The following is a 22132-nucleotide window of genomic DNA, read 5'->3' on the forward strand; positions in this document are numbered from 1 at the left end:
AGATATCTCCGGCTACCCGGAGGTAGCCGCAGGCTCACCAAGCACTCGTTAGGTTCTGCCCATGAAGGTGGTCGATCCCGAGGGACGGACGTGGCGGGTCACCCGCCGCTGGCTGCCCTGGCGGCCGCGGCGGCGGATGGTGGGCCCGCGGTTGTGGCTCGAGGGTGCCGACGGGATCGCCGGGTTCGTGATCGCCCTGGTCCTCGGGCTGGTCGTCCTTCCCGTCCTGAGCTTCGTGCTGCTCTCGGGCGGCGAGCTGGTGCTGCTCGTCGCCCTGCTGCCGATCGTCACGCTGGCCAGGATCGCCTTCGGGAGGAAGTGGTGGGTCGAGGCCCGCCTCGGTTTCCGCGCGCACTGGGAGCACGAGGTCGGCAGCTGGACCGCGAGCGGACAGCGGATCCGCGACGTGGCGGGGGCCATCGAGCGCGGCGACCCACCGATGCAGACGCTCGGCTCGCAGCTGCAGGGCCCTGTCCCGCCGACCCCCTACGATCCACCGCGTGAAAGTACGTGACCCGGAGGGCGAGACCTGGCGCGTGACCCGGCGTTGGGTGCCGTGGCGCCGACGCCTGCGCTCGGCCGGAACCGGCCCGCTCGATGGGCTGAACGGGCTCGGCGACGACCCGGTGAGCGCGGTCATCGCGATCGTGCTGCTGGTCCTCGCGCTGCCCTTCATCATCCTCGCGCTGTTCGTGGCGTTCGAGTTCGTGCTGCTCCTGCTGCTGATCCCGTTCGCTGCGCTGGCCCGGGTCGCCCTCGGCGCGCACTGGACCATCGAGGCCCGCCGCGGCTTCACGACCTGGTGGGACGCCCCGTCCGGGGACTGGCGCGAGAGCGGCGAGCGGATCCGCGAGGTCGCCCACGCCATCGGGGAGGGCCGGCTACCTCCGCGGACGGTCGGCGCCGACGACGACGGCGAGTGACTCAGCCTGCGTTCGCCGACCAGTCGGGCAGCTGCTGGAGGGCCCAACGGTTGCCGTCGGGATCGGCGAAGTAGACGAACCGGCCCCACGGCTGGTCGTCGACCGCCGACACGTCGATGCCGCGACCGGCCAGGTCCGCACGGATCGCGTCGGCGTCGGCGACCACCATCTGCAGGTTGTCGAGCGAACCGGGCGTCATGGTGGTCAGGCCCTTGCCGATCGCGATCGAGCAGGCCGAGCCCGGCGGCGTGAGCTGCACGAACCGGACCTCCTCGCTGACGGTGTGGTCGTGGTCGGCGTTGAAGCCGGCGCGCACGTAGAACTCCTTGGCCCGGTCCACGTCGGTCACGGGCACGGCAACCAGCTCGAGCTTCATGTCCATGCCGACCAACCTAGGCGCGAGCACCGACCAGCGTTCGCCCCGACCGTTCACCCCGACCGTTCACCCCTGCGCCACCCGACCGGTGACGTCCCGCCATGTCGGCCGCCCACCGTGGGTGGCATGAGGATCGTCCTGGCCACCGAGTCGTTCTACCCGGCGCTCGACTGCACCACCACGACCCTGAAGGCGACCGTGGACCGCCTGGTCGACCGTGGCCACGTCGTGCAGATCATCGCACCCGGCCCGGGCCTGGCGAGCTACCGCGGCTGCGACGTCGTGCGGGTCCGACCCCTGGAGCCGACCGGCGCCCAGCTGCGCGAGGCGATCGACCGGTTCGCGCCCGACCTGGTCCAGGTCCACTCCCCCCGTGCCGTCGGCCGCAAGGCGCTCAAGCACGCTGCGCGGGCCGGCGTACCGACCCTCGCGGTCGAGCAGTCGCCGGTGCTCGACCTGGCCGCCGACTACTGGCGGGCCAAGGTCGCCGAGCGCGCCGACCGGGTCCTGGTCACCTCACCGTGGATGGTCGGCCGGGCCGCGGAGCTCGGTGTCGAGGCCGCACTCTGGGAGCCGGGCGTCGACCCGCTCGCCTTCACCCCCACGCTGCGCGACCCGTGGCTGCACCAGTCCTGGTCACGCGCGAAGTCCGGCGACGGCCAGGTCGTCGTCGGGTACGTCGGAGGGCTCCACAAGGCGGCCGGCGTACGACGCCTGGCGGCCCTGGCCGAGGTCCCCGGCATCCGCCTGGTCGTGATCGGCGGCGGCCCGGACCGGGAGTGGCTGGCCCGCCGGCTGCCGCAGGCCCGGTTCACCGGCCCGCTCGCGGTGGGCGACCTGACGGTGGCGCTGCCGACCCTCGACGTCCTCGTCCACCCCGGCGAGCACGAGACCGACTGCCATGCACTGCGCGAGGCGGGCGCCTCCGGCGTCCCGGTCGTCGCGCCCCGGGCCGGCGGCGCGCGCGATGTCGTCGAGCACCTGCAGACCGGTGTCCTGTACGACGCCGCAGACCCCCGCGACCTGGTCCGCGCCGTCACCGCGGTGGCCGCCGACCCGCACCGTCACCTGCTCGGTGCGGCCGGCCGGGAGCGGGCGCTGCGTCGTACCTGGGCCGACGCGGTCGACGACCTGGTCTCCTCGACGTACCCGCTGCCGGCGCCGGTCGTGGCCTGAGCCTCAGCCGGTATGCGGGCTCAGGCCACGATCCCGACGACCAGGTTGATGGTGGTCGCGATGATCGCCGCCCCGAAGACGTACGACGCCAAGCAGTGCCGCAGCACCACCGCGCGGATCGCGCCGTTCTGCACGGCCGTGTCGGAGACCTGGTAGGTCATGCCGAGGTTGTAGCTGAAGTAGAGGAAGTCCCGGAACGCCGGCGGCTCGGTGCTGTTGAAGTCGATCCCGCCCGGAGTGTCGGAGTAGTAGAGGTGGGCGTACCGGGTCGCGTACATCAGGTGCAGCGACGCCCAGGCCGCGAACACCCCGCCCAGCGCCACGGCGGCGTCTGCTCGTCCGGCGACCGTGCTGCCGCCGACGAGCAGCAGCGCGACCACGCCGCCGAGACCGCCGAGCGCGGCCGCGCCGACCACGACCTCGTCGACACCGGGCGTGAGGTCCTCGTGGGTCGCGTTGACCCGCGTCGCGTCGGCGTCCATCGGCCACAGCACGACCCAGCCGAACACGACGTAGACCGCACCGGCGACGGCGATCGCCAGCAGTACGGCGAGCTGGGCCTCCACCAGCGAGCCGAGGAGGGCGGCCACGGCGCCGGCGCCGACCGCCGACAGCAGCCGCGGCCACGCGGTGGCGATCAGGGGCGGGCGCTTCACACGCCCGACACTAGGGCGCGGCCGGGCCGTAGGGTGACCGCCATGCTGCTGCGCCGCTTGGAGTACCTCGCCGCGCTGGCGCGTGAGGGCCACTTCGGCCGGGCTGCGGAGGCCTGCCACGTGACCCAACCGGCGCTGTCCGCCGGGATCCGCAAGCTCGAGCAGGAGCTCGGCGTCCAGATCGTCAAGCGGGCCCAGCGGTTCGAGGGGTTCACGTCCGAGGGCGTGCAGGTCCTGCACTGGGCCCAGCGGATGCTGGCCGAGCGGGAGTCGCTGGACCAGACGATCGCCTCGATGCGCGGCGGCCTGACCGGCACCCTGCGGATGGGCGCGATCCCGACGGCGCTGAGCGTCGCGTCGCTGCTCACCACCCCGATGCGCGAGCGGCACCCGTTGACGACCTTCCTGCTGCTGTCGATGTCCTCGCGCGACATCGTGCGCCGCCTCAACGACTTCGACATCGACGTCGGGATGACGTACGTCGACGGCGAGCCCCTCGGCCGCGTGCGCGTCGTCCCGCTCTACCGCGAGCGCTACCTGTTCCTGACCCCGACCGACGGCGAGCACGGCGCCGCGGAGGCGGTGACCTGGCTCGACGCCGCCCGCTCGCCGCTGTGCCTGCTGACCGGAGACATGCAGAACCGCCGGATCATCGACGGCCACCTCGCCGACACCGGCGTCGACAGCAATGTCGTGGTCGAGACCGACACGGTCTCGGCGGTCTACGCGCACGTCGCGTCGATGGGCCTGTCGAGCGTGGTGCCGCATGCTTGGCTGCCGACCTTCGGGGTGCCCGAGGGGCTGCGTGCGATCCCGCTGCCGAAGCCGCGTCGTACCCACCAGGTCGGGCTGGTCCTGGCCGGCCACGGGCCGGAGTCGCTGCTGGCCCGGGCGCTGGTCGACACCGCCCGCGGGCTCAACCTGTTCAGCCCGTGACCGGCTGCGGCGCGGTCCGATGCCCTCGCACGAGCGCCGCGGCCGCGACCCCGGCGGCGACGCCGATCAGGGTGTCGACACCGCGGGCGAGCAGCAGGTCGACCGGGTCCGAGGGCGCCGCCAGCTCCGTCATGATCATGATCAGCGGCGTGAAGAAGCCCAGCGCCAGCCCGTAGTGCCGGGCCATGAAGAGCTCGGTCGGGAACAGCAGCACGACCACCACGACGGCGAGGACCTCCGGCCGCGGCTCCGGGAGCAGCACGACCGCGGTGACGACGAGGCCGGCGAAGGTGCCCGCGATCCGGTGTGCGGCGCGGTCGAGCACCGCGCCCAGGTCCGGCGTCTCCCCCGCCGTCACGATCGCCAGTGGTACGGCGGCCGCCGTCATCGCCCAGTTCGCGTGGTCGATGCCCAGGCCGATGCCCACGACGCCGGCCACCGCGGTCGCCAGCAGGTAGCGACCGGCCTGCCGCACGGCGCCCACGGGCAGGCCGTCGGGACGCCGGGCGGGCGCCGGCCGCTCCGCACGGTCGGCGACGCCGAGGGCCAGGCACCAGGCCGCCGTACCGGCGCAGATGAGGACCGCGCCGACCGGGCTGACCAGGTCGGCACTCACCGACGCCGTCGCGCCGAGCGCGAAGATGCCGAAGAAGGGGCCGCCGGGGCGCAGGCCGAGGCCGTCGGTCACGAGCGAGCCGAGGGTCGCGAACGCGGTGACGGCGGCGACCAGCACGGCCGGCCCGGCGCCGCTCGCCGAGAGCAGCGCGCCGAGGCCGACGCCGGTGACCAGCATCCCGGCGCCGTGGAACTGGTGCCGCAGCCGCTCCGCGCGCCCCTCCAGGCGGCCGTACATTCCGGCGAACGACCCGAAGGCGGCGTACATCACCAGCTCGGGGCGCCCCAGCGCGAGCAGGACGAGGCCGGGGACGAGCAGTCCCAGCGCGACCCGCGCCGCGTGGCGCCGGTCAGCTGGAGCCGGCAACGCGCTCCAACCGCACGATCACGCCCTTCGACGTGGGCGTGTTGCTGACCTCCGCCACGCTGTCCAGCGGGACGAGCACGTTGGTCTCGGGGTAGTAGGACGCCGCCGAGCCGCGCGCCGCCGGATAGGCGACGACCCGGAAGCCCTCGGCGCGCCGCTCGCTGCCGTCGGTCCAGATGCTCACGATGTCGACCAGGTCGCGATCGGCCAGGCCGAGCTCGGCGATGTCGTCGGGGTTGACCATCACGATCCGGCGGGCGTCGTGGATGCCGCGGTAGCGGTCGTTCATGGCGTAGGGGATGGTGTTCCACTGGTCGTGCGAGCGCAGGCTCTGCAGCACCAGGTGGCCCGGCGGCGCGGCGATCATGTCGAGGTCGTTGCAGGTGAAGACCGCCTTGCCGCTGGGCGTCGGGAAGCGGCCCTCGTTGACCGGGTTGGGCAGCCGGAAGCCGCCGGGTACGGCGACCCGGGCGTTGAAGTCGTCGAAGCCGGGCACGACGCGGGCGATCCGGTCGCGGACCAGGGCGTAGTCGGCCTCGAAGTCCTCCCACGGGATGGCGCCGCCCTCACCGAGGGTGCGCCGGGCCAGCCGGGTGATGATCGCGACCTCGCTGAGCAGGTCGGGCGAGGCGGGGTCGAGCCGGCCGCGGGACTGGTGCACCTCGCTCATCGAGTCCTCGACGGTCACGAACTGCTCGCCGGTGGCCTGGACGTCGCGGTCGCTGCGCCCCAGCGTCGGCAGGATCAGCGCGGTCTCGCCGCACACCGTGTGGGAGCGGTTGAGCTTGGTGGAGATCTGCACGGTCAGCCGGCACGAGCGCAGGGCGGCCTCCGTGACGTCGCTGTCGGACATGGCGCGCACGAAGTTGCCGGCCACGCCGACGAAGACCCTGGCCCGGCCGTCGCGCATCGCTCGGACGCCCTCGACCGAGTCGAAGCCGTGGTGGCGCGGCGGCTCGAAGGAGAACTCGGTGCCCAGCGCGTCGAGGAAGCTGTCGGGCACCCGCTCCCAGATGCCCATGGTCCGGTCGCCCTGGACGTTGCTGTGCCCGCGCACCGGGCAGACTCCGGCGCCGGGGCGGCCCAGGTTGCCACGCAGCAGCAGGAAGCTGACCAGCTCTCGGATGGTGGGGACGCCGTGCCTGTGCTGGGTCAGGCCCATCGCCCAGCACACGATGACCTTGCCGGCGGCGAGCACCTCGCGGTGGACGCCCTCGATCTCCTCACGGGTCAGTCCGGTCGCCTCGAGCACGTGCTCCCAGGTGACCGCGCGGGTGTGGGCCGCGAACTCCTCGAAGCCGGTCGTGTGGGCCGCGATGTAGTCGTGGTCCAGCACGGTGCCGGGTGCGGCGTCCTCGGCCTCGAGCAGCAGCCGGTTGAGCATCTGGAAGAGCGCCAGGTCGCCGCCGGGGCGGATCTTCACGAAGACGTCGGCGATCGGCGTACCCCTGCCGATGACGCCGCTGGGCTTCTGCGGGTTCTTGAACCGGATCAGGCCGGCCTCGGGCAGCGGGTTGACCGCGATCACGCGACCGCCGTTGCGCTTGGTCTCCTCGAGGGCCGAGAGCATCCGCGGGTGGTTGGTGCCGGGGTTCTGGCCGACGACGAAGACCAGGTCGGACTCGTGGATGTCGTCGAGCGAGACGCTGCCCTTGCCGATGCCGAGGGTCTCCCCCAGGCCGGATCCGCTCGACTCGTGGCACATGTTCGAGCAGTCGGGCAGGTTGTTGGTGCCGTAGGCACGGGAGAACAGCTGGAGCAGGAACGCGGCCTCGTTGTTGAGCCGGCCCGAGGTGTAGAACATCGCCTCGTCGGGCGAGGCCAGGGCGTTGAGCTCGTCGGCGACCAGGCCGAGCGCGTCATCCCAGCTGATCGGCTCGTAGTGGGTCGCACCGGGACGCTTCACCATCGGCTCGGTCAGCCGGCCCTGGTGGTTGAGCCACATGTCCGACTTCGTGTCGAGCTCGGCGACGGAGTGCTCGGCGAAGAACTCGCGGGTCACCCGCCGGGTGGTCGCCTCGTCGTTGACGTGCTTGGCGCCGTTCTCGCAGTACTCGTTCTTGTGCCGGTGCTTGGGGTCCGGCCACGCGCAGCCCGGGCAGTCGATGCCCTCGGCCTGGTTGAGGCTGAGCAGGGTGAGCATGGTGCGCTTCGGCCCGGCCTGGGCCAGGGAGTACTCCATCGCGTGCGCGACGGCAGGGACACCGGCGGCGTACGTCTTCGGCGGGGTGACCCTGAGGTCGTCCTGGGGGTCAGCGTCCGGCCGCGTCTTGCTCACCCTTGCAGGGTCCCGCGCCTCCCCGGCTCCGTCAAACATCATTCCGCCATGGCTTGATAAACAACGGTGATCGTCCTCCCTCTGGTCGACAGGGACTGCTTCCACGAGGATCGACGGGTGCCCACTCCTCAAGCAGTCCTCGCACCGCTGACCGAGTCCGCGATCTTCCTGACACTCACCCTCGACCCCGGCACCGGGGAGGCCGGCGCCGTGACCGTGCGCCAGCTCCTCGCCGACGTCAGCGGCCTGCGCCGCTCGGTCGGCTTCCGGATCCCCGAGGGCGAGCTGACCTGTGTCGTCGGGATCGGCGCCGAGGCCTGGGACCGGCTGCTCACCGCCCCGCGGCCGGCCCACCTGCACCCGTTCCGCGAGGTCACCGGCGAGCGCCACCACGCCCCGGCCACACCCGGCGACCTCTTCTTCCACCTGCGGGCACACCGGATGGACCTGTGCTTCGAGCTCGCCCAGCACCTCACCGAGCGGCTGGCCGGCGTGGGGAAGGTCGTCGACGAGGTGCACGGCTTCCGCTCGTTCGACCAGCGCGACATGCTCGGCTTCGTCGACGGCACCGAGAACCCCGAGGGTCCCGAGAAGGACGCCGCCGTGCTGATCGGCGACGAGGACCCGACGTACGCCGGCGGGAGCTACGTCATCACCCAGAAGTACCTGCACGACCTGACCGCCTGGGGCGCCCTGTCCGTCGAGGACCAGGAGCGCGCGATCGGCCGCTCCAAGCTCTCCGACGTGGAGATGGCCGACGACGTGAAGCCGGCCAACTCCCACGTCGCCCTCAACACCATCGTCGACGCGGACGGCACCGAGCGCGCGATCCTGCGCGACAACATGCCCTTCGGCCGGGTCGGCGCAGCCGAGTTCGGCACCTACTTCATCGGCTACGCCAACGACCCCGGCGTCACCGAGCTGATGCTGACGAACATGTTCGTCGGCCGCCCGCCCGGCAACCACGACCGGATCCTCGACTTCTCGACCGCCGTCACCGGCACCCTCTTCTTCGTCCCGACGAGCGACTTCCTGGACGACATCACCGGCTAGTTCTGCCAAGACACGCCGCGAGTAAGGCTTGCCTTACGTGCATATCTCACATGATCCCGGTCACCTACTGGTCAGTAGCGGGAGTAGCGTGGCCCCCCGTGGCATCGACGACGCGTCCTCAACTGGTGAAGGGCAGTCGTGCAGCACGCACGACCATCGCCCTGAAATTGCTCATGGCTGTGAGTGGCCTGCTGTTCATCGGCTTCGTGCTGGGACACATGTACGGCAACCTCAAGGCCTTCTCAGGGCGGGAGGCGTTCAACCACTACGCCGAGCACCTGCGTGAGCTCGGGGAGCCGATGCTCCCCCACGAGGGCTTCCTGTGGATCATGCGCGTCGGCCTCATCGTCGCCGTCATCGTCCACATCGCGTGCGCGGCGATCCTCGCCAGCCGCGCCGCCAAGGCTCGCCCGGTGAAGTACGTCGCCAAGAAGAACGTCGGCTCGTCGATCTCCTCGCGCACCATGCGCTGGGGCGGCGTCACGATCCTCGTCTTCATCGTCTGGCACCTGCTCAACTTCACGATCGTCAAGATCAACCCGAGCAACGGCGACACCGGCGGCCACGACCCGTACTCCCTGGTCGTCGACACCTTCGACCTGTGGTGGATGACGATCATCTACCTGCTGGCGATGGTCGCCCTCGGCCTCCACCTGCACCACGGCACGTTCAGCTCGCTGCAGACGCTGGGCTTCACCAACTCGGCCACGTCGCGCGCCCGCGCCCGCGCGGCCGGCTGGGTCGTCGCCATCGTCGTCGCCGGCGGCTTCTCGCTGGTCCCGCTGTCCGTGCTCGTCGGCATCATCGAGAAGTAAGGGGCCAACGAACATGGCTGCAGGAACCCACTACCTCCCCGGTCTGACCGAGACCAACCAGCCGTCGGTCCAGACCTCCGACGACGCCGCGGGCTTCTACGAGCTCGGCGAGAAGATCGTCGACACCCACGCGCCCACCGGCCCGATCGCCGAGCGCTGGACGACCCGCAAGTTCGAGAACCGCCTGGTCAACCCGGCCAACCGCCGCAAGCTCGACATCATCATCGTCGGCACCGGCCTCGCCGGTGGCGCCGCCGCCGCCACGCTCGGCGAGGCCGGCTACAACGTGAAGTCGTTCTGCTACCAGGACTCCCCGCGCCGGGCGCACTCGATCGCCGCCCAGGGTGGCATCAACGCGGCCAAGAACTACCGCGAGGACGGCGACTCGACGTACCGCCTCTTCTACGACACCGTGAAGGGCGGCGACTACCGCTCGCGCGAGTCGAACGTCTACCGCCTCGCCGAGGTCTCGGCCAACATCATCGACCAGTGCGTCGCGCAGGGCGTCCCGTTCGCCCGCGAGTACGGCGGCCTCCTCGACAACCGCTCGTTCGGTGGCGTGCAGGTCTCCCGCACGTTCTACGCCCGCGGCCAGACGGGCCAGCAGCTGCTCATCGGCGCCTACCAGGCCATGGAGCGCCAGGTCGCGGCCGGCACCGTCGAGCAGTTCACCCGCCACGAGATGCTCGACCTGATCGTCATCGACGGCAAGGCCCGCGGCATCGTCGCCCGCGACATGGTCACCGGCGACATCGAGACCCACCTCGCCGACGTCGTCGTGCTCGCCTCCGGCGGCTACGGCAACGTCTTCTACCTGTCGACCAACGCGATGGGCTCGAACGTGATGGCGGCGTGGCGTGCGCACCGCAAGGGCGCCTACATGGCCAACCCCTGCTACACGCAGATCCACCCGACCTGCATCCCGATCTCGGGCGCGCACCAGTCGAAGCTGACCCTGATGTCGGAGTCGCTGCGCAACGACGGCCGGATCTGGGTGCCCAAGAAGGTCGAGGACTGCGAGAAGGACCCGCGCGACATCCCCGAGGAGGACCGCGACTACTACCTCGAGCGCATCTACCCGTCGTTCGGCAACCTGGTCCCCCGCGACATCGCGTCGCGTGCGGCCAAGTACATGTGCGACGAGGGCCGCGGCGTCGGTCCCGCGATCGAGGAGCAGCAGCCCGACGGCACCACCAAGATGGTCCGCCGCGGCGTCTACCTCGACTTCGCCGACGCGATCAAGCGCCTCGGCAAGGACGGCGTCGAGGAGAAGTACGACAACCTCCTCGACATGTACGAGCGGATCACGGGCGAGAACCCCTACGAGGTGCCGATGCGCATCTACCCCGCCGTGCACTACGTCATGGGCGGCCTGTGGGTCGACTACGAGCTCCGCTCCAACATCGACGGCCTGTTCGTGACCGGAGAGGCCAACTTCTCCGACCACGGCGCCAACCGCCTCGGCGCCTCGGCGCTGATGCAGGGCCTCGCCGACGGCTACTTCGTGCTTCCGAACACCATCCGCGAGTACCTCGCCGACGGCCCGTTCGAGAAGATCGACGACAGCCACCCCGAGGTCAAGGCCGCGCTGGACGCCGTCAACGAGCGCGTCGCCAAGCTGATGTCGATCAACGGCAGCCGCTCGGTCGAGTCGATCCACAAGGAGCTCGGCTCCATCATGTGGGAGTACTGCGGCATGGAGCGCACCGAGGAGGGCCTCAAGCTCGCGATCGAGAAGATCAAGGCGCTCCGCAAGGAGTTCTGGACCAACGTGCGCGTGCTCGGCTCCCCCGACTCGCTCAACCAGGACCTCGAGAAGGCCAACCGCGTCGCCGACTTCATCGAGCTCGGCGAGCTCATGTGCATCGACGCGCTCAACCGCCGCGAGTCCTGCGGCGGCCACTTCCGTGCCGAGTCGCAGACGGAGGACGGCGAGGCGCTGCGCCACGACGACGAGTTCGCGTACGTCGCGGCCTGGGAGTGGGGCGGCGACTCCAACGAGGGCGGCAAGCCGGTCCTGCACAAGGAAGACCTCATCTACACCGCTATCGAGCTCAAGCAGAGGAGCTACAAGTGAAGGTCACGCTCAAGGTCTGGCGTCAGGAGAACGCCGCCGCCAAGGGTGCGATGCACACCTACGAGCTCGACGGCGTCTCCTCCGACATGTCCTTCCTGGAGATGCTCGACCTGCTCAACGAGCAGCTCGTCACCAGCGGCGAGGAGCCGGTCGCGTTCGACAGCGACTGTCGTGAGGGCATCTGCGGCATGTGCTCGCTGATGATCAACGGCCAGGCGCACGGCCCGGAGGTCACCACGACCTGCCAGCTGCACATGCGCTCGTTCAACGACGGCGACACGATCACCATCGAGCCGTGGCGTGCCGAGCCGTTCCCGGTGCTCAAGGACCTGGTCGTCGACCGCTCGGCGTTCGACCGGATCATCCAGGCCGGCGGCTACATCTCGGCCAACACCGGCTCGGCCCCCGAGGCCAACTCGGTGCCGGCGCCGCGCGACAAGGCGATGCGGGCGTTCAACGTCGCGACCTGCATCGGCTGTGGCGGTTGCGTCGCCGCGTGCCCCAACGGCTCCGCATCGCTGTTCCTGGGTGCCAAGATCACCCACCTCGGCGAGCTGCCGCAGGGCCAGCCGGAGCGCTGGTCGCGCGTGGTCGACATGGTCGGCCAGCACGACCACGAGGGCTTCGGTGGCTGCACCAACATCGGTGAGTGCGCCGCGGCGTGCCCGAAGGAGATCCCGCTCGACGTGATCTCCCAGCTCAACAAGGACCTGCGCACCGCGCTGAAGAACGGTCACTGACCCGGCTCCAACTGGCGTCGGATCCGCGCCGACCCGGCAGAAAGTGTCTCCGAGGAGACCACTTTCTGCCGGGTCGGCGTGTTTTTCGGGTCACTAGGCGCCGGGTCGGCGGGGCTGGCACGATTCGGCTGTGGGGGTCAGGTGGCTGCAGGAGCGGCACGCGCTGCACATGGGGCGCTGGATGCTCGAGTTCGACCAGCCGGACGCCGAGCGCGAGTTCCGTGCGTACGACGACGCGGCCGGCCAGCGCCAGGCCCGGATCGCGGTGTGGGTTGCCGTCTTCTTCGTCGTCGTCTACGGCGGCATCGACTTCCTCGTGGTCGGCTCCGGCGATGCCGGGGCTGCCGCGGTGGTCCGCTTCGCCGTGGCCACCCCCGCCCTGCTGGCGGCCGCCGTGCTCGTGCGCCGGGCGTCCTTCGTGGCCCGCCACCTCCAGCTGTGCTCGGTGCTCCTGGCCGGGTTCGTCATGGTGCTGCTCGGCAGCGTCCTGGCGCGTACGGCGGACCTGCCCGCGACGTACGTCCACACCTCCGGGACGGTGACCCTGATCGGCGCGATCGGGCTGCTGCGGCTGCGGATGCACGCCACGATGGCGGCCGTCGCGATCTACGCCGTCGTCAGCCTCACGCTCCCCCGCGGGTCCGACCAGCTCGAGACGATCATCGCGCCGACCATCGGGCTGAGCACGATCGCTGTCATCGTCGGCTACGCGCTCGAGCGGCTGCGGCGCACGGCCTTCGAGCGGCAGCGCGAGGTCGAGCTGGAGCGTGCCCGCTCCGAGGAGCTGCTGTTCAACGTGCTCCCGGTGCCGATCGCCCAGCGGCTGCGCACCGAGCGCGGCGCGATCGCCGACTCGGCACCCGACGTCAGCGTGCTGTTCTCCGACATCGTCGGCTTCACGCCGGTCTCGGAGGCGCTGAGCGCCGAGGAGCTGGTGGTCCTGCTGGACACGATGTTCCGGGAGTTCGACGCACTGTGCGACCTCCGCGGCATCGAGAAGATCAAGACCGTCGGCGACGCTTACATGGCCGTCGCCGGGCTGCCGGTGCCCGACGAGAACCACGCCGCGTCGCTCGCCGAGCTCGCGCTCGACATGCAGCGCACGCTGACCCGGCTCTCACCGTCGTGGCCGAGCCCGATCGCGATGCGGATCGGGATCGCGTCCGGACCTGTCGTCGCGGGCGTGATCGGACAGCGCAAGTTCACCTACGACCTGTGGGGCGACACGGTCAACACCGCAAGCCGGATGGAGTCCCACGGCCGGCCGCACCGGATCCAGGTCTCCGCGGCGACCCACGCGCTGCTGGAGGACCGCTACATGTTCAGCGACCCGCAGGTGATCGACGTCAAGGGCAAGGGCCCGATGACGACGTACTTCCTGCTGGGTGCCTTCGCCTGAGGCCGTCCGGGCTCAGCCGTCCTTCGAGGCGCGCAGCGCCTTCCAGCCCAGCGAGCCGAGGAGGCCGGCGATCACGAAGTTCACGACGATCAGCACGGTGTGGGCCACCCAGTAGCCGGTCGCGCGGTCCTCCCCCGCGTCGTACGCGTGGTAGAGGTTCTTGGCGAAGTTGCCGAAGGAGAAGACGTTCCAGGCCGCGACGGCGAGGAGCAGGATGGCGTGCTTGCGCTCGAACTTCACCTGCTCATTCTCCCAGACCGTGGGGTACGACGACCCACCCGGGCGACCAGCGCCCCCGCGACGCCGCCGGCGGCGAACGCGAGCAGGCTCGGCGCTCGCGGGCCGGGGGCCTCGCCGCCGTCGGCGGCCTCGGCGGTGTCAGTCGCGCGGGGCGAGTTGGCAGCCGCGATCGCCGCGGCGGCGGGGACCGGCGCCGGCGGGCGCTCGGCCAACGGGCTGGTCTGGGCCCAGGCGGCGGCGTACAGGATCACCCGCGAGAAGTAGTTGATCCACACCAGCAGGATCAGCGCGATGCCGAAGGCCTGGAAGGCCGGCTGGCCGCGGGTGCTGGTGAGCAACAGCCCGGACAGCTGCTTGAGCACCTCGAAGCCGAGCGCGCCCAGCACGGCGCCCGACCGGAGCGCCCGGTCCGGGATCGACGGGCGCACCAGCAGCCGGAACATCATGAAGAAGAGCACGGCCGAGGCGGCCAGGCCGAGCAGCACCGCGAGCACGGCCACCAGCCAGCCGAGCCGCGCGCCGATCCCGACCATGTCGAGCAGGGCGCGGGAGAAACGGGTGAGGACCGCGGAGGCGATCACGCTGGTGAACAGCACCGCGCCGAGAACGGCGAGGGTGACCAGGTCGCGCACCTTGCCGATGACGAAGTTCGGGCGCAGCCGGGTGGGCATCTCGAAGATCACGGTCAGCGCCGACTGGACCGAGGACAGCCAACCCAGCCCGGCGTACAGCACACCGACCAGGCCGATGACCCCCACCGTCCCGGCGGCATCCTGGATGTCGGTGAGGTCGACCTGCCCGTCGCCGCTGCCGACCAGGCCGGGCAGCACCTCGTCGATGGCCTTGACGAGGGTGTCCTGGGCGTCGGGGTAGACGTGGGCGATCCAGCCGACCACGAAGAAGGCCAGGGCCAGGATCGGGAAGACGGACAGGAAGCCGAAGTACGTGACGCCACCTGCCTGCTGGCTGCCCTGCACGGCGCTGTAGTGCTCCTGGGTGCGCACGGCATGGTCGACCAGTGGCCACCGGTCACGGAGCTCGGTGACCTTCGCCTTGACACGTTCGACGAGCTTCATGGGAGCCTCCGGTCCGGGTCAGCCGAGCGGGAAGGTGCGGGTCGAGCGCCAGCCCTCCTGCTCGTGGTGCACGTACAGGTGGAAGTCGGTGACGTCGAACGCGCAGTCGAAGCCGGCCAGGTCGTCGAAGGCCCGGTCCAGGGTCGGGTCGTCGAGGTGGTGGGCGACGGTGACGTGCGGGTGGTACGGGTAGTCCAGGTCGACGGCGAGCGGCCCCCGTCGTACGGCGTCCGCCAGCTGCTCGCACTGGGAGATTCCCTCGGCGAGGCTGACGAAGACCACGGGCGACACGGGCCGGAAGGTACCCGTTCCGCGCAGGTGCACCCGGAACGGCGCGACCTCGGTCGCCGCCGTGGCCAGGTGGGCCTCGATCTCGTCGAGCCCGCCCGGCAGCTCGGTGGGCGGGATGAGCGTGATGTGGCTCGGCACGCCCTCGGCGGTGGGGTCACCGATGCGGAGCCGGTAGTCGACCAGCTCGGTGGCCCAGGGCTCGGGGATGGCGACGGCGACACCGATCACCGGCATCAGCCGGCCTCCGTACGACGCTCCACCGGTGCCACGAACCCGATCCGCTGGTAGACGTCGCGCAGTGTGCTCTCCGCGACCGCGTTGGCGGTCTCGGCGCCCTGGGCGAGCACCTGCATGAGGTGGTCCTGGTTGTCGAGGAGCTCGAGGGTGCGGTCCCGGAACGGGGTCACGAACCCGACCACCACCTCGGCGAGGTCCTTCTTGAGGTCGCCGTACATCTTGCCGGCGTACTGCTCCTCGAGGGCCTGGATGCTCTCGCCGGTCAGCGCCGAGTAGATGGTCAGCAGGTTGCTGACGCCCGGCTTCTCCTCCTGGTCGAAGCGGATCTCGGTGCCGGAGTCGGTGACCGCCGAGCGGATCTTCTTCGCCGAGCGGGCCGGGTCCTCGAGCATCTCGATGATGCCGTTGGGGCCGGAGCCCGACTTCGACATCTTCTTCGTCGGCTCCTGCAGGTCGTAGATCTTCGCGGTCGCCTTGAGGATGTAGGGCTCCGGCAGCCGGAAGGTCTTCTTGAACCGGCTGTTGAACCGCTGCGCGAGGTCACGGGTCAGCTCGAGGTGCTGGCGCTGGTCCTCACCGACCGGCACGTAGTGGGGCCGGTAGAGCAGGATGTCGGCGGCCATCAGGATCGGGTACGCGAACAGGCCGACGCTCGCCGCGCCCTCGCCGCCCTTGGCCGACTTGTCCTTGAACTGGGTCATCCGCCGCGCCTCGCCGAACCCGGTCAGGCCGTTGAGCACCCACCCCAGCTGGGCGTGTGCCGGCACGTGGCTCTGCACGAAGATCGCCGACTTCTCGGGCTCGACGCCCGCCGCGAGCAGCTGGGCCGCGCTGCGCAGGGTGCGCTCGCGCAGCAGCTTCGGGTCCCAGTCGGTCGTGATCGCGTGCTGGTCGGCGATGAAGAAGAACGGCTGGTGGTCGCGCTGCAGGTCCACCCACTGCCGCAACGCACCCATGTAGTTGCCGAGGTGGAAGGAGTCGGCGGTCGGCTGGATGCCGGACAGCACGCGCGGTCGCGCGGCTCCCTCGGGCGCGGCCGGCTGCGCGGTCTCCGGCACGGGCGAGTGCTCGGTGGTGGCGGACATGGGAGGGATTCTCTCAGGCCGGTTGAGCTCCTCGTAAAGCCCCCGCCCGCGGCGGACTCCGGTTGACCGCGCCCCATGCGGTTTGGTCGCAGATCGGGGCGATCAGGCGCCAATTCGTATGGGGCGCGGCACATCGAGCTCAGACACGGACCGCAGTGACGCTTTGGCGGCGGTGGACGACGGCCGAGGCGACCAGGATCGCCGTACCGACGGCGGCGAGGCCGGCGCCGACGAGGGCCGGCGCGCGGTAGCCATGACCACCGGCGATGACCAGTCCGCCGAGCCAGGCGCCGAGCGCGTTGGCGATGTTGAGGGCGGCGTGGTTCATCGCGGCGCCGAGGGTGACCGCGTCGCCCGCGACGTCCATCAGCCGCAGCTGCAGGTTGACGACGAGCACGGATCCGGTCGCGGTGACGAGGAAGGCGACGGGCAGCAGCACCCAGCCGTGGGGGGCGGCGGCGTAGTAGACGAGCATCAGCACGATGCCGGCGACGCCGGACAGCAGCAGGCTGCGGTAGACCGACCACGCGGCGAGCTCGCCGGCGAGCCAGGTGCCGGCGACCATGCCGAGGCCCAGAGCCAGCACGAAGAACGGGACCGTGCCGCGCTCGAGGCCGCCGACGACGGTGACCGTCTTGGCGATGTACGAGTAGACGGCGAACATGCCGCCGAACCCGACGGCGCCGACCGCCATGGTCAGCCACACCTGGAGGCTGCCGAAGAACTCGCGGGCCTCCTTGCGCCCGCTCGCCCCGGAGTCGCCCGGCACCGACGGCACCGCGGCGAGCACCATCGCGACGGTGACCAGGGCAAGCAGGCCGCCGAGCAGGTACGTCGAGCGCCAGCCGACCTGCTGGCCGAGGAAGGTGGCCAGCGGGACGCCGACGACATTGGCGACCGACAGCCCGAGCATGACGCTCGCGACCGCCCGCCCGCGCCGCTCGGGCGCGACCAGGCTCGCCGCGACCAGGCTGGCGACGCCGAAGTAGGCGCCGTGGGGAAGCCCGTCGAGGAAGCGGGCCACCGTGAGCACCTCGTAGCCGGGTGCGGCCGCGCTGAGCAGGTTGAAGGCGGCGTACGCGGCCATCAGTCCCACGAGCATGGCGCGGCGCGGCAAGGCGGCACCGAAGAAGGCGAGGATCGGTACGCCGACCACCACGCCGAGCGCGTACGCCGAGATCACGTGCCCCGCGTCCGGCACCGACACCTCGACACCGTGGGCGATCTCGGGCAGCACGCCCATCGTCATGAACTCGGTGGTGCCGATGGTGAACCCGCCGACCGCGAGCGCCAGGATCGCCAGCGCGGGTCGGTGATGGGACACCTCGGGGCGCCCCTCGGTCGAGGTCGTCGTCGGCGAGGAGGTCACGGGGGATGCTAACCGGGCGACAGCCCGGCGTATTCCGGGACGTCGGATGTCTGGGCTCCACGTCGCCGGCCCGAACCGGTTCAACTACCGAATTCGCGGCCGATCGCGGCATCTCACGACAAATCCGGTAGTTGAACCGAGAGAACGCCGACCACGCCCCGGGCTCAGCCGGCGAGGTGACCCCAGTCGCCGGCCAGCGACGACCACGGCCCGACTGCGGCGACCTCGCCGTCGACGAGGACGACGACGCGGTCGGCCTGGGCGAGCGCGGCGCGCTTGGAGGTCGCCCCGATCACCGTGGTGTGCCGCTCGCGCAGCGCCGCCCACAGCTCGATCTCGGTGGCGGCGTCGAGCGCGCTGGACACGTCGTCGGCGAGCAGCAGCTCGGCGTCGGTCGCCAGGGCGCGGGCCAGGGCGAGGCGCTGGACCTGGCCGCCGGAAAGACGTACGCCCCGGTGTCCGATGACCGCGTCGGGGCCGCCGGCGTCGGCGACGTCCTCGGCCATCCGGGCGGTCTCGACGGGGCCGGCCATCTGTCGGTCGTGGCCGAGCAGGATGTTGTCGGCGAAGGTGCCCGAGAGCACCCGCGGCACCTGGGCGACGTGGCCGACCTGGCCGGGGCGCAGGAAGGTCTCGGGGTCGGTGACGTCCTGGCCGTTCCAGCGCAGCGAGCCGCGGTGGTCGATCAGGCCGGCCAGCGAGGAGAGCAGGCTGGACTTGCCGGAGCCGACCTGGCCGACGAGCAGCACCAGCTCGCCGCGCTCGACGACCAGGTCGATGCCGGTGGCGCCGACCGTGCCGTCGTCGTGGACCGCGGTGTAGCCGGCCAGCTCCAGCCGCTGCAGCGGGACCCGCGCCGGCGTGGCCGGCTCGGGCGCCTCGCCTGCGACCAGGTCGATCCCGTCGGCCATCGCCATCAGGTCCCGGCCACCCGCGAAGCGCGCGGTCGCCTGCTGCCAGGCGCGCACGCCCGGGGCCTCGGTGACCACGGCGCCGGCGACCCGGCCGAACCAGTCGAAGCCGTTGACGGCCGTCGCGACGAGCAGCGCGGTCGCCAGGCCCCAGACGTCCCACAGGTAGAGCGCCCAGGCCGCGACGACGCCGACCTGCACCATCACGATCGGCACGCCGTCGAGGACGGCCTGCACGCGGTGCTCGAAGACGGCCGCCTCCACACGGCCGTCGTCGACCTTGCTCAGGTGGGCGTGGACCTGCGGAGTGCGACCCGCGAGCTTGACCGTGCGGGCCGACTCGACCGCCGACACCACGGCCCGGCCGAACCGGGCCCGGGCGGCCGAGGAGCGCGCGGCCGAGCGACCGGCGATCGGGCGGCCGATCGAGGACGCGAGCGCGCTGGTGAGCATCACGACGAGCAGGACGCCGCCGGCCAGCCAGGTGCCACCGGCGACCATGGTGATCGCGGCGATGAGCAGGCCGTTGACGAAGTCGACCCAGCGGTCGGCGTACCTCGCGTAGCGGTCGGCGTCCATGGAGCGCGCGACCACCTCGCCGGGAGGCGTGCGCGGCAGCCGCTCGCTGCGGACCTGGCCCAGGAGCACGGACATCCGCACCCGGAGCATGACCTCGATCCACCAGCGCGGGTAGCGGCGGAAGGCGTCGGCGAGCAGGATCGGCGCGACCAGCAGGCTGACGACGAGGACGACGACCAGCGAGGTCGCGGACTCCCCCGCCTCGAGCCGCTCGACGACCTTGCCCCAGACGAAGCCGGTGATCGCGCCCAGCGGGGCGAAGATCGTGCCGCCGAGGAACAGCAGCACCGACCAGGCGCCCCACCACGGGCGGACCCAGAAGGCGTTCCAGGTGCCGCGGGCCAACGAGGAGCCGGAGCCGACCTCGGGACGCTCCGGCGGGGTTCCGGTACGGCGACGCCCGCCGACCGCGGTACCGGTCTCGGCCGGGTCGAGGTCGGCGTCGGCGAAGCCCTCGGTGTCGCTGGCGGCGAGCAGCCGGCGGAACGGTCCGTCGGCGACCGCGAGCTCGTCGCGCGGGCCGTGCTGGATGACGGTGCCGTGGTCGAGCACGGCGACCGCCTCGGCGCGCTCGATGGTGCTGAGCCGGTGGGCGACGAGGATGCCGGTGCGGCCGCTGATCAGCCGGTCGGCGGCCGCGACGACGCGGGCCTCGGTGACCGGGTCCATCCGGGCCGTCGCCTCGTCGAGCACGACGACCTGGACGTGGCGCACCAGCAGCCGGGCGAACGCGACCAGCTGCTCCTCCCCTGCCGACAGCGTGGTGCCGCCGGGACCGAGCAGGGTGTCGAGGCCGTCGGGCAGGCCGGCCACCCAGTCGGTGAGGCCGAGCTCGGCGACGGCCGCCTCGACCTCCTCGCGCGGGACGCTGGCGAACAGCGTGATGTTGTCGGCGAGGCTGCCGGCCAGGATCTCGGTGCGCTGGGTGACGACACCGACCCGGCGGCGCAGCTCGTGGAGGTCGAGCGTGGTGATGTCGGCCCCGCCGAGGAAGATCGTGCCGGGCGGCGGCTCCGCGGCCCGCGAGAGCAGCGAGGCGAGGGTCGACTTGCCCGAGCCGGTGCGGCCGACCAGGGCCAGGGTGTGGCCCTCCTCGACGTACAGCGTGACGTCGCGCAGCGCGAACGAGCTCTCGTTGTAGGCGAAGTCGAGGTGGCGGATGCGCAGGTCGAGCGCGCCCGACGGGACCGCCTCGCCGCCCTCGGGCTCCGCCTCGACGGCGAGGAGCTGGCGCAGCCGCAGGACCGCGCCGAGGCCGGCCTGGATGTCGGGCAGCTGGTGGGCCAGGTTGTTGATCTGGCCGACGAAGATCGTCGTCACCAAGAAGAGCGTGACCAGTCGCGCGACGCCGAGGTGGTCGCCGCTGACCAGCGCGACGCCACAGACCGCGATCGCGGCGAGCAGTCCGTGGAGCAGCAGGCCGACCTTGATCGCCAGCCGGGCCTCGATCATCAGCACCCGGCGGAACTTCTCGTGGACGTCGGCGGAGAGCTGCGCGAGCCTGCGTACGGCGAACGCCTGGCCCAGGCTCGTGCGCAGGTCGTCGCGCCCGGCGACGCCCTCCTCGAGTGCCGCGGCGTGATCGGTCCAGGCGGCCTCCTCGATCACCTTGCGGCGGGCGATCTCGACCAGCGCCGGACGCATCACCCAGACCGTGACGGCGCCGACGAGCGGGAACAGGACGAAGGCGGGCCACCAGGTGAAGCCGGCGACCAGCCACATCGGGACCGAGGCGAAGCCGGTGCGCATCGCCATCCAGATCTGCTGGCGCAGCAGGGTCCCGACCTCGTGGGTGTCGTCGTCGACCCGGTCGAGGACCTCGCCGACGGCCTGCTCGGTGAGGTGCTCGAGAGGCTGCTGCAGCGCGGCGCTCAGCAGGTCACCGCGAAGCCGGCCCTCGGCCCGGTCGACCACGCCCGCCCACACGACCCGGCCGGCGGTGTCGACGGTCGCGGCCCCCACGACGAACAGTGCGAGCCAGCCGACCAGGGTGCCGGTCGGGTGGTCGGCGATCCGTCCGGCGACGACGGTGCCGAGCGCCTGCCCGAGGGCCGCGAGCGCGACCGCGCCCACGGCGAAGCCGGCGGCCGGCGTGCGCAGGCGGCGCCAGTCGACGCGACGCGCCGGGTCGCCACCGACAGCGGGCCGCTCGCGGGCGTCGGGGCGGGTCAGCGTCGTGGTCATCGGCACCAGCGTAGGTTCCGGCGCCGACAGTTCGCCTCCGAATAAACTGCGGCGAATGCCCGGCCCGGCTACAGGTGTTTGAGGGCCTCGCGTCGGCTCAGCGGGCTCATCTCGTGGCCGGCGGCGTAGGCGCGGACCCACTCCGGGTGCACCTTCGCGACCTCCCGCAGCGACCACCCGACCGCCTTGCGGATGAAGAACTCGCCGTCGGCGAGGTTGGGCTCCAGCACCGCAACCAGCAGGTCGAGGTCGACCCGGTCCCCGCGGCCGAGCTGGGAGATGATCGCGAGCCGGCGCACCCAGAAGGACCCGTCGTCGGTCGACCAGCGGCGCACGACCTGCGCGGTCTCGACCGGGTGCGCGTCGTGCAGCTCGGCGACCCGGTGGGCGGCCTCGTCGACGTGGTCCCACCAGGCGCCGCTGCGCGCGACGTGTTCGTGGAAGGGCACCAGCGACAGGTCGCCGCGCAGGGGACGCAGGCCGACCAGGGCCGCCGCGGCGTACCTCTCCTCGCGGTGGGTGGCGTCGTCCCACAGCTCGCGTGCGGCGGTCGTCAGCTCCAGGGGGTCGTGGACGCCGAGCTCGCGCACGAGGGCGCGAACCAGGCGGCGTACGTCGGGAACGCGGACGCCGAGGAAGGGCATCGCCGACTTCATGTACGCCTGCTGGCCCGGGGCAAGGGACGCGTCGGCCGCGGCCCGCAACGAGGTGCGGACCGCGGCCGGCAGCGACACGGTGATCAGCGAGCG

At 71.6% G+C, this 22132-nt stretch carries 20 protein-coding genes; 9 read left to right on the forward strand and 11 right to left on the reverse strand.

Annotation, left to right across the window (positions count from 1 at the left end; genetic code table 11):
* The first annotated feature begins 61 nt into the window (after positions 1–61).
* Both FBY23_RS21700 and FBY23_RS21705 read left to right on the forward strand, forming a co-directional pair.
* A complete protein-coding gene (locus tag FBY23_RS21700; protein WP_141800037.1) occupies positions 62–514 on the forward strand; it encodes a hypothetical protein in 453 nt (150 codons plus the stop codon).
* On the forward strand, positions 501–923 hold the full coding sequence (locus tag FBY23_RS21705) for a hypothetical protein (protein WP_141800038.1): 423 nt from the start codon (positions 501–503) through the stop codon (positions 921–923). Before FBY23_RS21700 ends, FBY23_RS21705 begins: the two co-directional genes overlap by 14 nt.
* Before the next feature lies 1 nt (position 924).
* Here FBY23_RS21705 and FBY23_RS21710 read toward each other — a convergent pair whose 3' ends face one another.
* Complete coding sequence (locus tag FBY23_RS21710) at positions 925–1305, reverse strand: VOC family protein (protein ID WP_141800039.1); 381 nt, start codon at positions 1303–1305, stop codon at positions 925–927.
* Positions 1306–1425: 120 nt separating this feature from the next.
* On the opposite strand from FBY23_RS21710, the gene FBY23_RS21715 reads away from it, so the two are divergent.
* Positions 1426–2475: a glycosyltransferase gene (locus FBY23_RS21715; protein ID WP_141800040.1), complete on the forward strand. Its 1050-nt coding sequence runs from the start codon at positions 1426–1428 to the stop codon at positions 2473–2475.
* Between the two features lie 20 nt (positions 2476–2495).
* On the opposite strand, the gene FBY23_RS21720 is transcribed toward FBY23_RS21715, so the two are convergent.
* The gene (locus FBY23_RS21720) at positions 2496–3131 is read right to left on the reverse strand and encodes a DUF1345 domain-containing protein (protein WP_141800041.1); all 636 of its coding nucleotides are present in this window, start codon (positions 3129–3131) and stop codon (positions 2496–2498) included.
* Positions 3132–3173: 42 nt separating this feature from the next.
* On the opposite strand from FBY23_RS21720, the gene FBY23_RS21725 reads away from it, so the two are divergent.
* Positions 3174–4067 (forward strand): LysR family transcriptional regulator, encoded by an 894-nt coding sequence (locus FBY23_RS21725; protein ID WP_141800042.1) that lies wholly within the window; start codon positions 3174–3176, stop codon positions 4065–4067.
* Here the strand turns inward: FBY23_RS21725 and FBY23_RS21730 are convergent.
* On the reverse strand, positions 4057–5049 hold the full coding sequence (locus FBY23_RS21730) for an FUSC family protein (RefSeq protein ID WP_222117902.1): 993 nt from the start codon (positions 5047–5049) through the stop codon (positions 4057–4059). The two genes, FBY23_RS21725 and FBY23_RS21730, sit on opposite strands and share 11 nt — an antisense overlap.
* Positions 5033–7327: an FdhF/YdeP family oxidoreductase gene (locus tag FBY23_RS21735; protein WP_260806198.1), complete on the reverse strand. Its 2295-nt coding sequence runs from the start codon at positions 7325–7327 to the stop codon at positions 5033–5035. Before FBY23_RS21735 ends, FBY23_RS21730 begins: the two co-directional genes overlap by 17 nt.
* Positions 7328–7444: 117 nt before the next feature.
* On the opposite strand from FBY23_RS21735, the gene FBY23_RS21740 reads away from it, so the two are divergent.
* From FBY23_RS21740 to FBY23_RS21760, 5 genes are all read left to right on the forward strand, one after another.
* A complete protein-coding gene (locus FBY23_RS21740; RefSeq protein WP_141800044.1) occupies positions 7445–8380 on the forward strand; it encodes a Dyp-type peroxidase in 936 nt (311 codons plus the stop codon).
* Positions 8381–8553: 173 nt separating this feature from the next.
* A complete protein-coding gene (locus FBY23_RS21745) occupies positions 8554–9195 on the forward strand; it encodes a succinate dehydrogenase cytochrome b subunit (RefSeq protein WP_260806208.1) in 642 nt (213 codons plus the stop codon).
* Between the two features lie 13 nt (positions 9196–9208).
* On the forward strand, positions 9209–11272 hold the full coding sequence (locus FBY23_RS21750; protein ID WP_141800046.1) for a fumarate reductase/succinate dehydrogenase flavoprotein subunit: 2064 nt from the start codon (positions 9209–9211) through the stop codon (positions 11270–11272).
* Positions 11269–12012 carry a succinate dehydrogenase/fumarate reductase iron-sulfur subunit gene (locus FBY23_RS21755; RefSeq protein ID WP_141800047.1) on the forward strand — a complete coding sequence of 248 codons (744 nt, stop codon included), beginning with the start codon at positions 11269–11271 and terminating at the stop codon, positions 12010–12012. Before FBY23_RS21750 ends, FBY23_RS21755 begins: the two co-directional genes overlap by 4 nt.
* 130 nt (positions 12013–12142) lie before the next feature.
* Positions 12143–13411 carry an adenylate/guanylate cyclase domain-containing protein gene (locus FBY23_RS21760; RefSeq protein ID WP_141800048.1) on the forward strand — a complete coding sequence of 423 codons (1269 nt, stop codon included), beginning with the start codon at positions 12143–12145 and terminating at the stop codon, positions 13409–13411.
* Between the two features lie 12 nt (positions 13412–13423).
* Here the strand turns inward: FBY23_RS21760 and FBY23_RS21765 are convergent, their stop codons facing one another.
* The 7 genes from FBY23_RS21765 to FBY23_RS21795 all read right to left on the reverse strand — a co-directional run bounded on the left by FBY23_RS21765 (position 13424) and on the right by FBY23_RS21795 (position 22117).
* Positions 13424–13651 carry an SCO4848 family membrane protein gene (locus FBY23_RS21765; RefSeq protein ID WP_141800049.1) on the reverse strand — a complete coding sequence of 76 codons (228 nt, stop codon included), beginning with the start codon at positions 13649–13651 and terminating at the stop codon, positions 13424–13426.
* Positions 13648–14727 (reverse strand): YihY/virulence factor BrkB family protein, encoded by a 1080-nt coding sequence (locus tag FBY23_RS21770; protein WP_222117903.1) that lies wholly within the window; start codon positions 14725–14727, stop codon positions 13648–13650. The genes FBY23_RS21765 and FBY23_RS21770 overlap by 4 nt, the downstream gene beginning before the upstream one ends.
* 18 nt (positions 14728–14745) lie before the next feature.
* Complete coding sequence (locus tag FBY23_RS21775) at positions 14746–15252, reverse strand: 2'-5' RNA ligase family protein (RefSeq protein WP_141800050.1); 507 nt, start codon at positions 15250–15252, stop codon at positions 14746–14748.
* A complete protein-coding gene (gene trpS / locus FBY23_RS21780; RefSeq protein ID WP_141800051.1) occupies positions 15252–16340 on the reverse strand; it encodes a tryptophan--tRNA ligase in 1089 nt (362 codons plus the stop codon). Before trpS ends, FBY23_RS21775 begins: the two co-directional genes overlap by 1 nt.
* 139 nt (positions 16341–16479) lie before the next feature.
* The gene (locus FBY23_RS21785; protein ID WP_260806214.1) at positions 16480–17709 is read right to left on the reverse strand and encodes an MFS transporter; all 1230 of its coding nucleotides are present in this window, start codon (positions 17707–17709) and stop codon (positions 16480–16482) included.
* Between the two features lie 164 nt (positions 17710–17873).
* Positions 17874–21383: an ABC transporter ATP-binding protein gene (locus FBY23_RS21790; RefSeq protein WP_141800052.1), complete on the reverse strand. Its 3510-nt coding sequence runs from the start codon at positions 21381–21383 to the stop codon at positions 17874–17876.
* 68 nt (positions 21384–21451) lie between these two features.
* A complete protein-coding gene (locus FBY23_RS21795; protein ID WP_222117904.1) occupies positions 21452–22117 on the reverse strand; it encodes a DNA alkylation repair protein in 666 nt (221 codons plus the stop codon).
* Positions 22118–22132: the final 15 nt, after the last annotated feature.

The sequence above is a fragment of the Nocardioides sp. SLBN-35 genome (assembly GCF_006715725.1).
In the GTDB taxonomy this organism is placed as follows: domain Bacteria; phylum Actinomycetota; class Actinomycetes; order Propionibacteriales; family Nocardioidaceae; genus Nocardioides.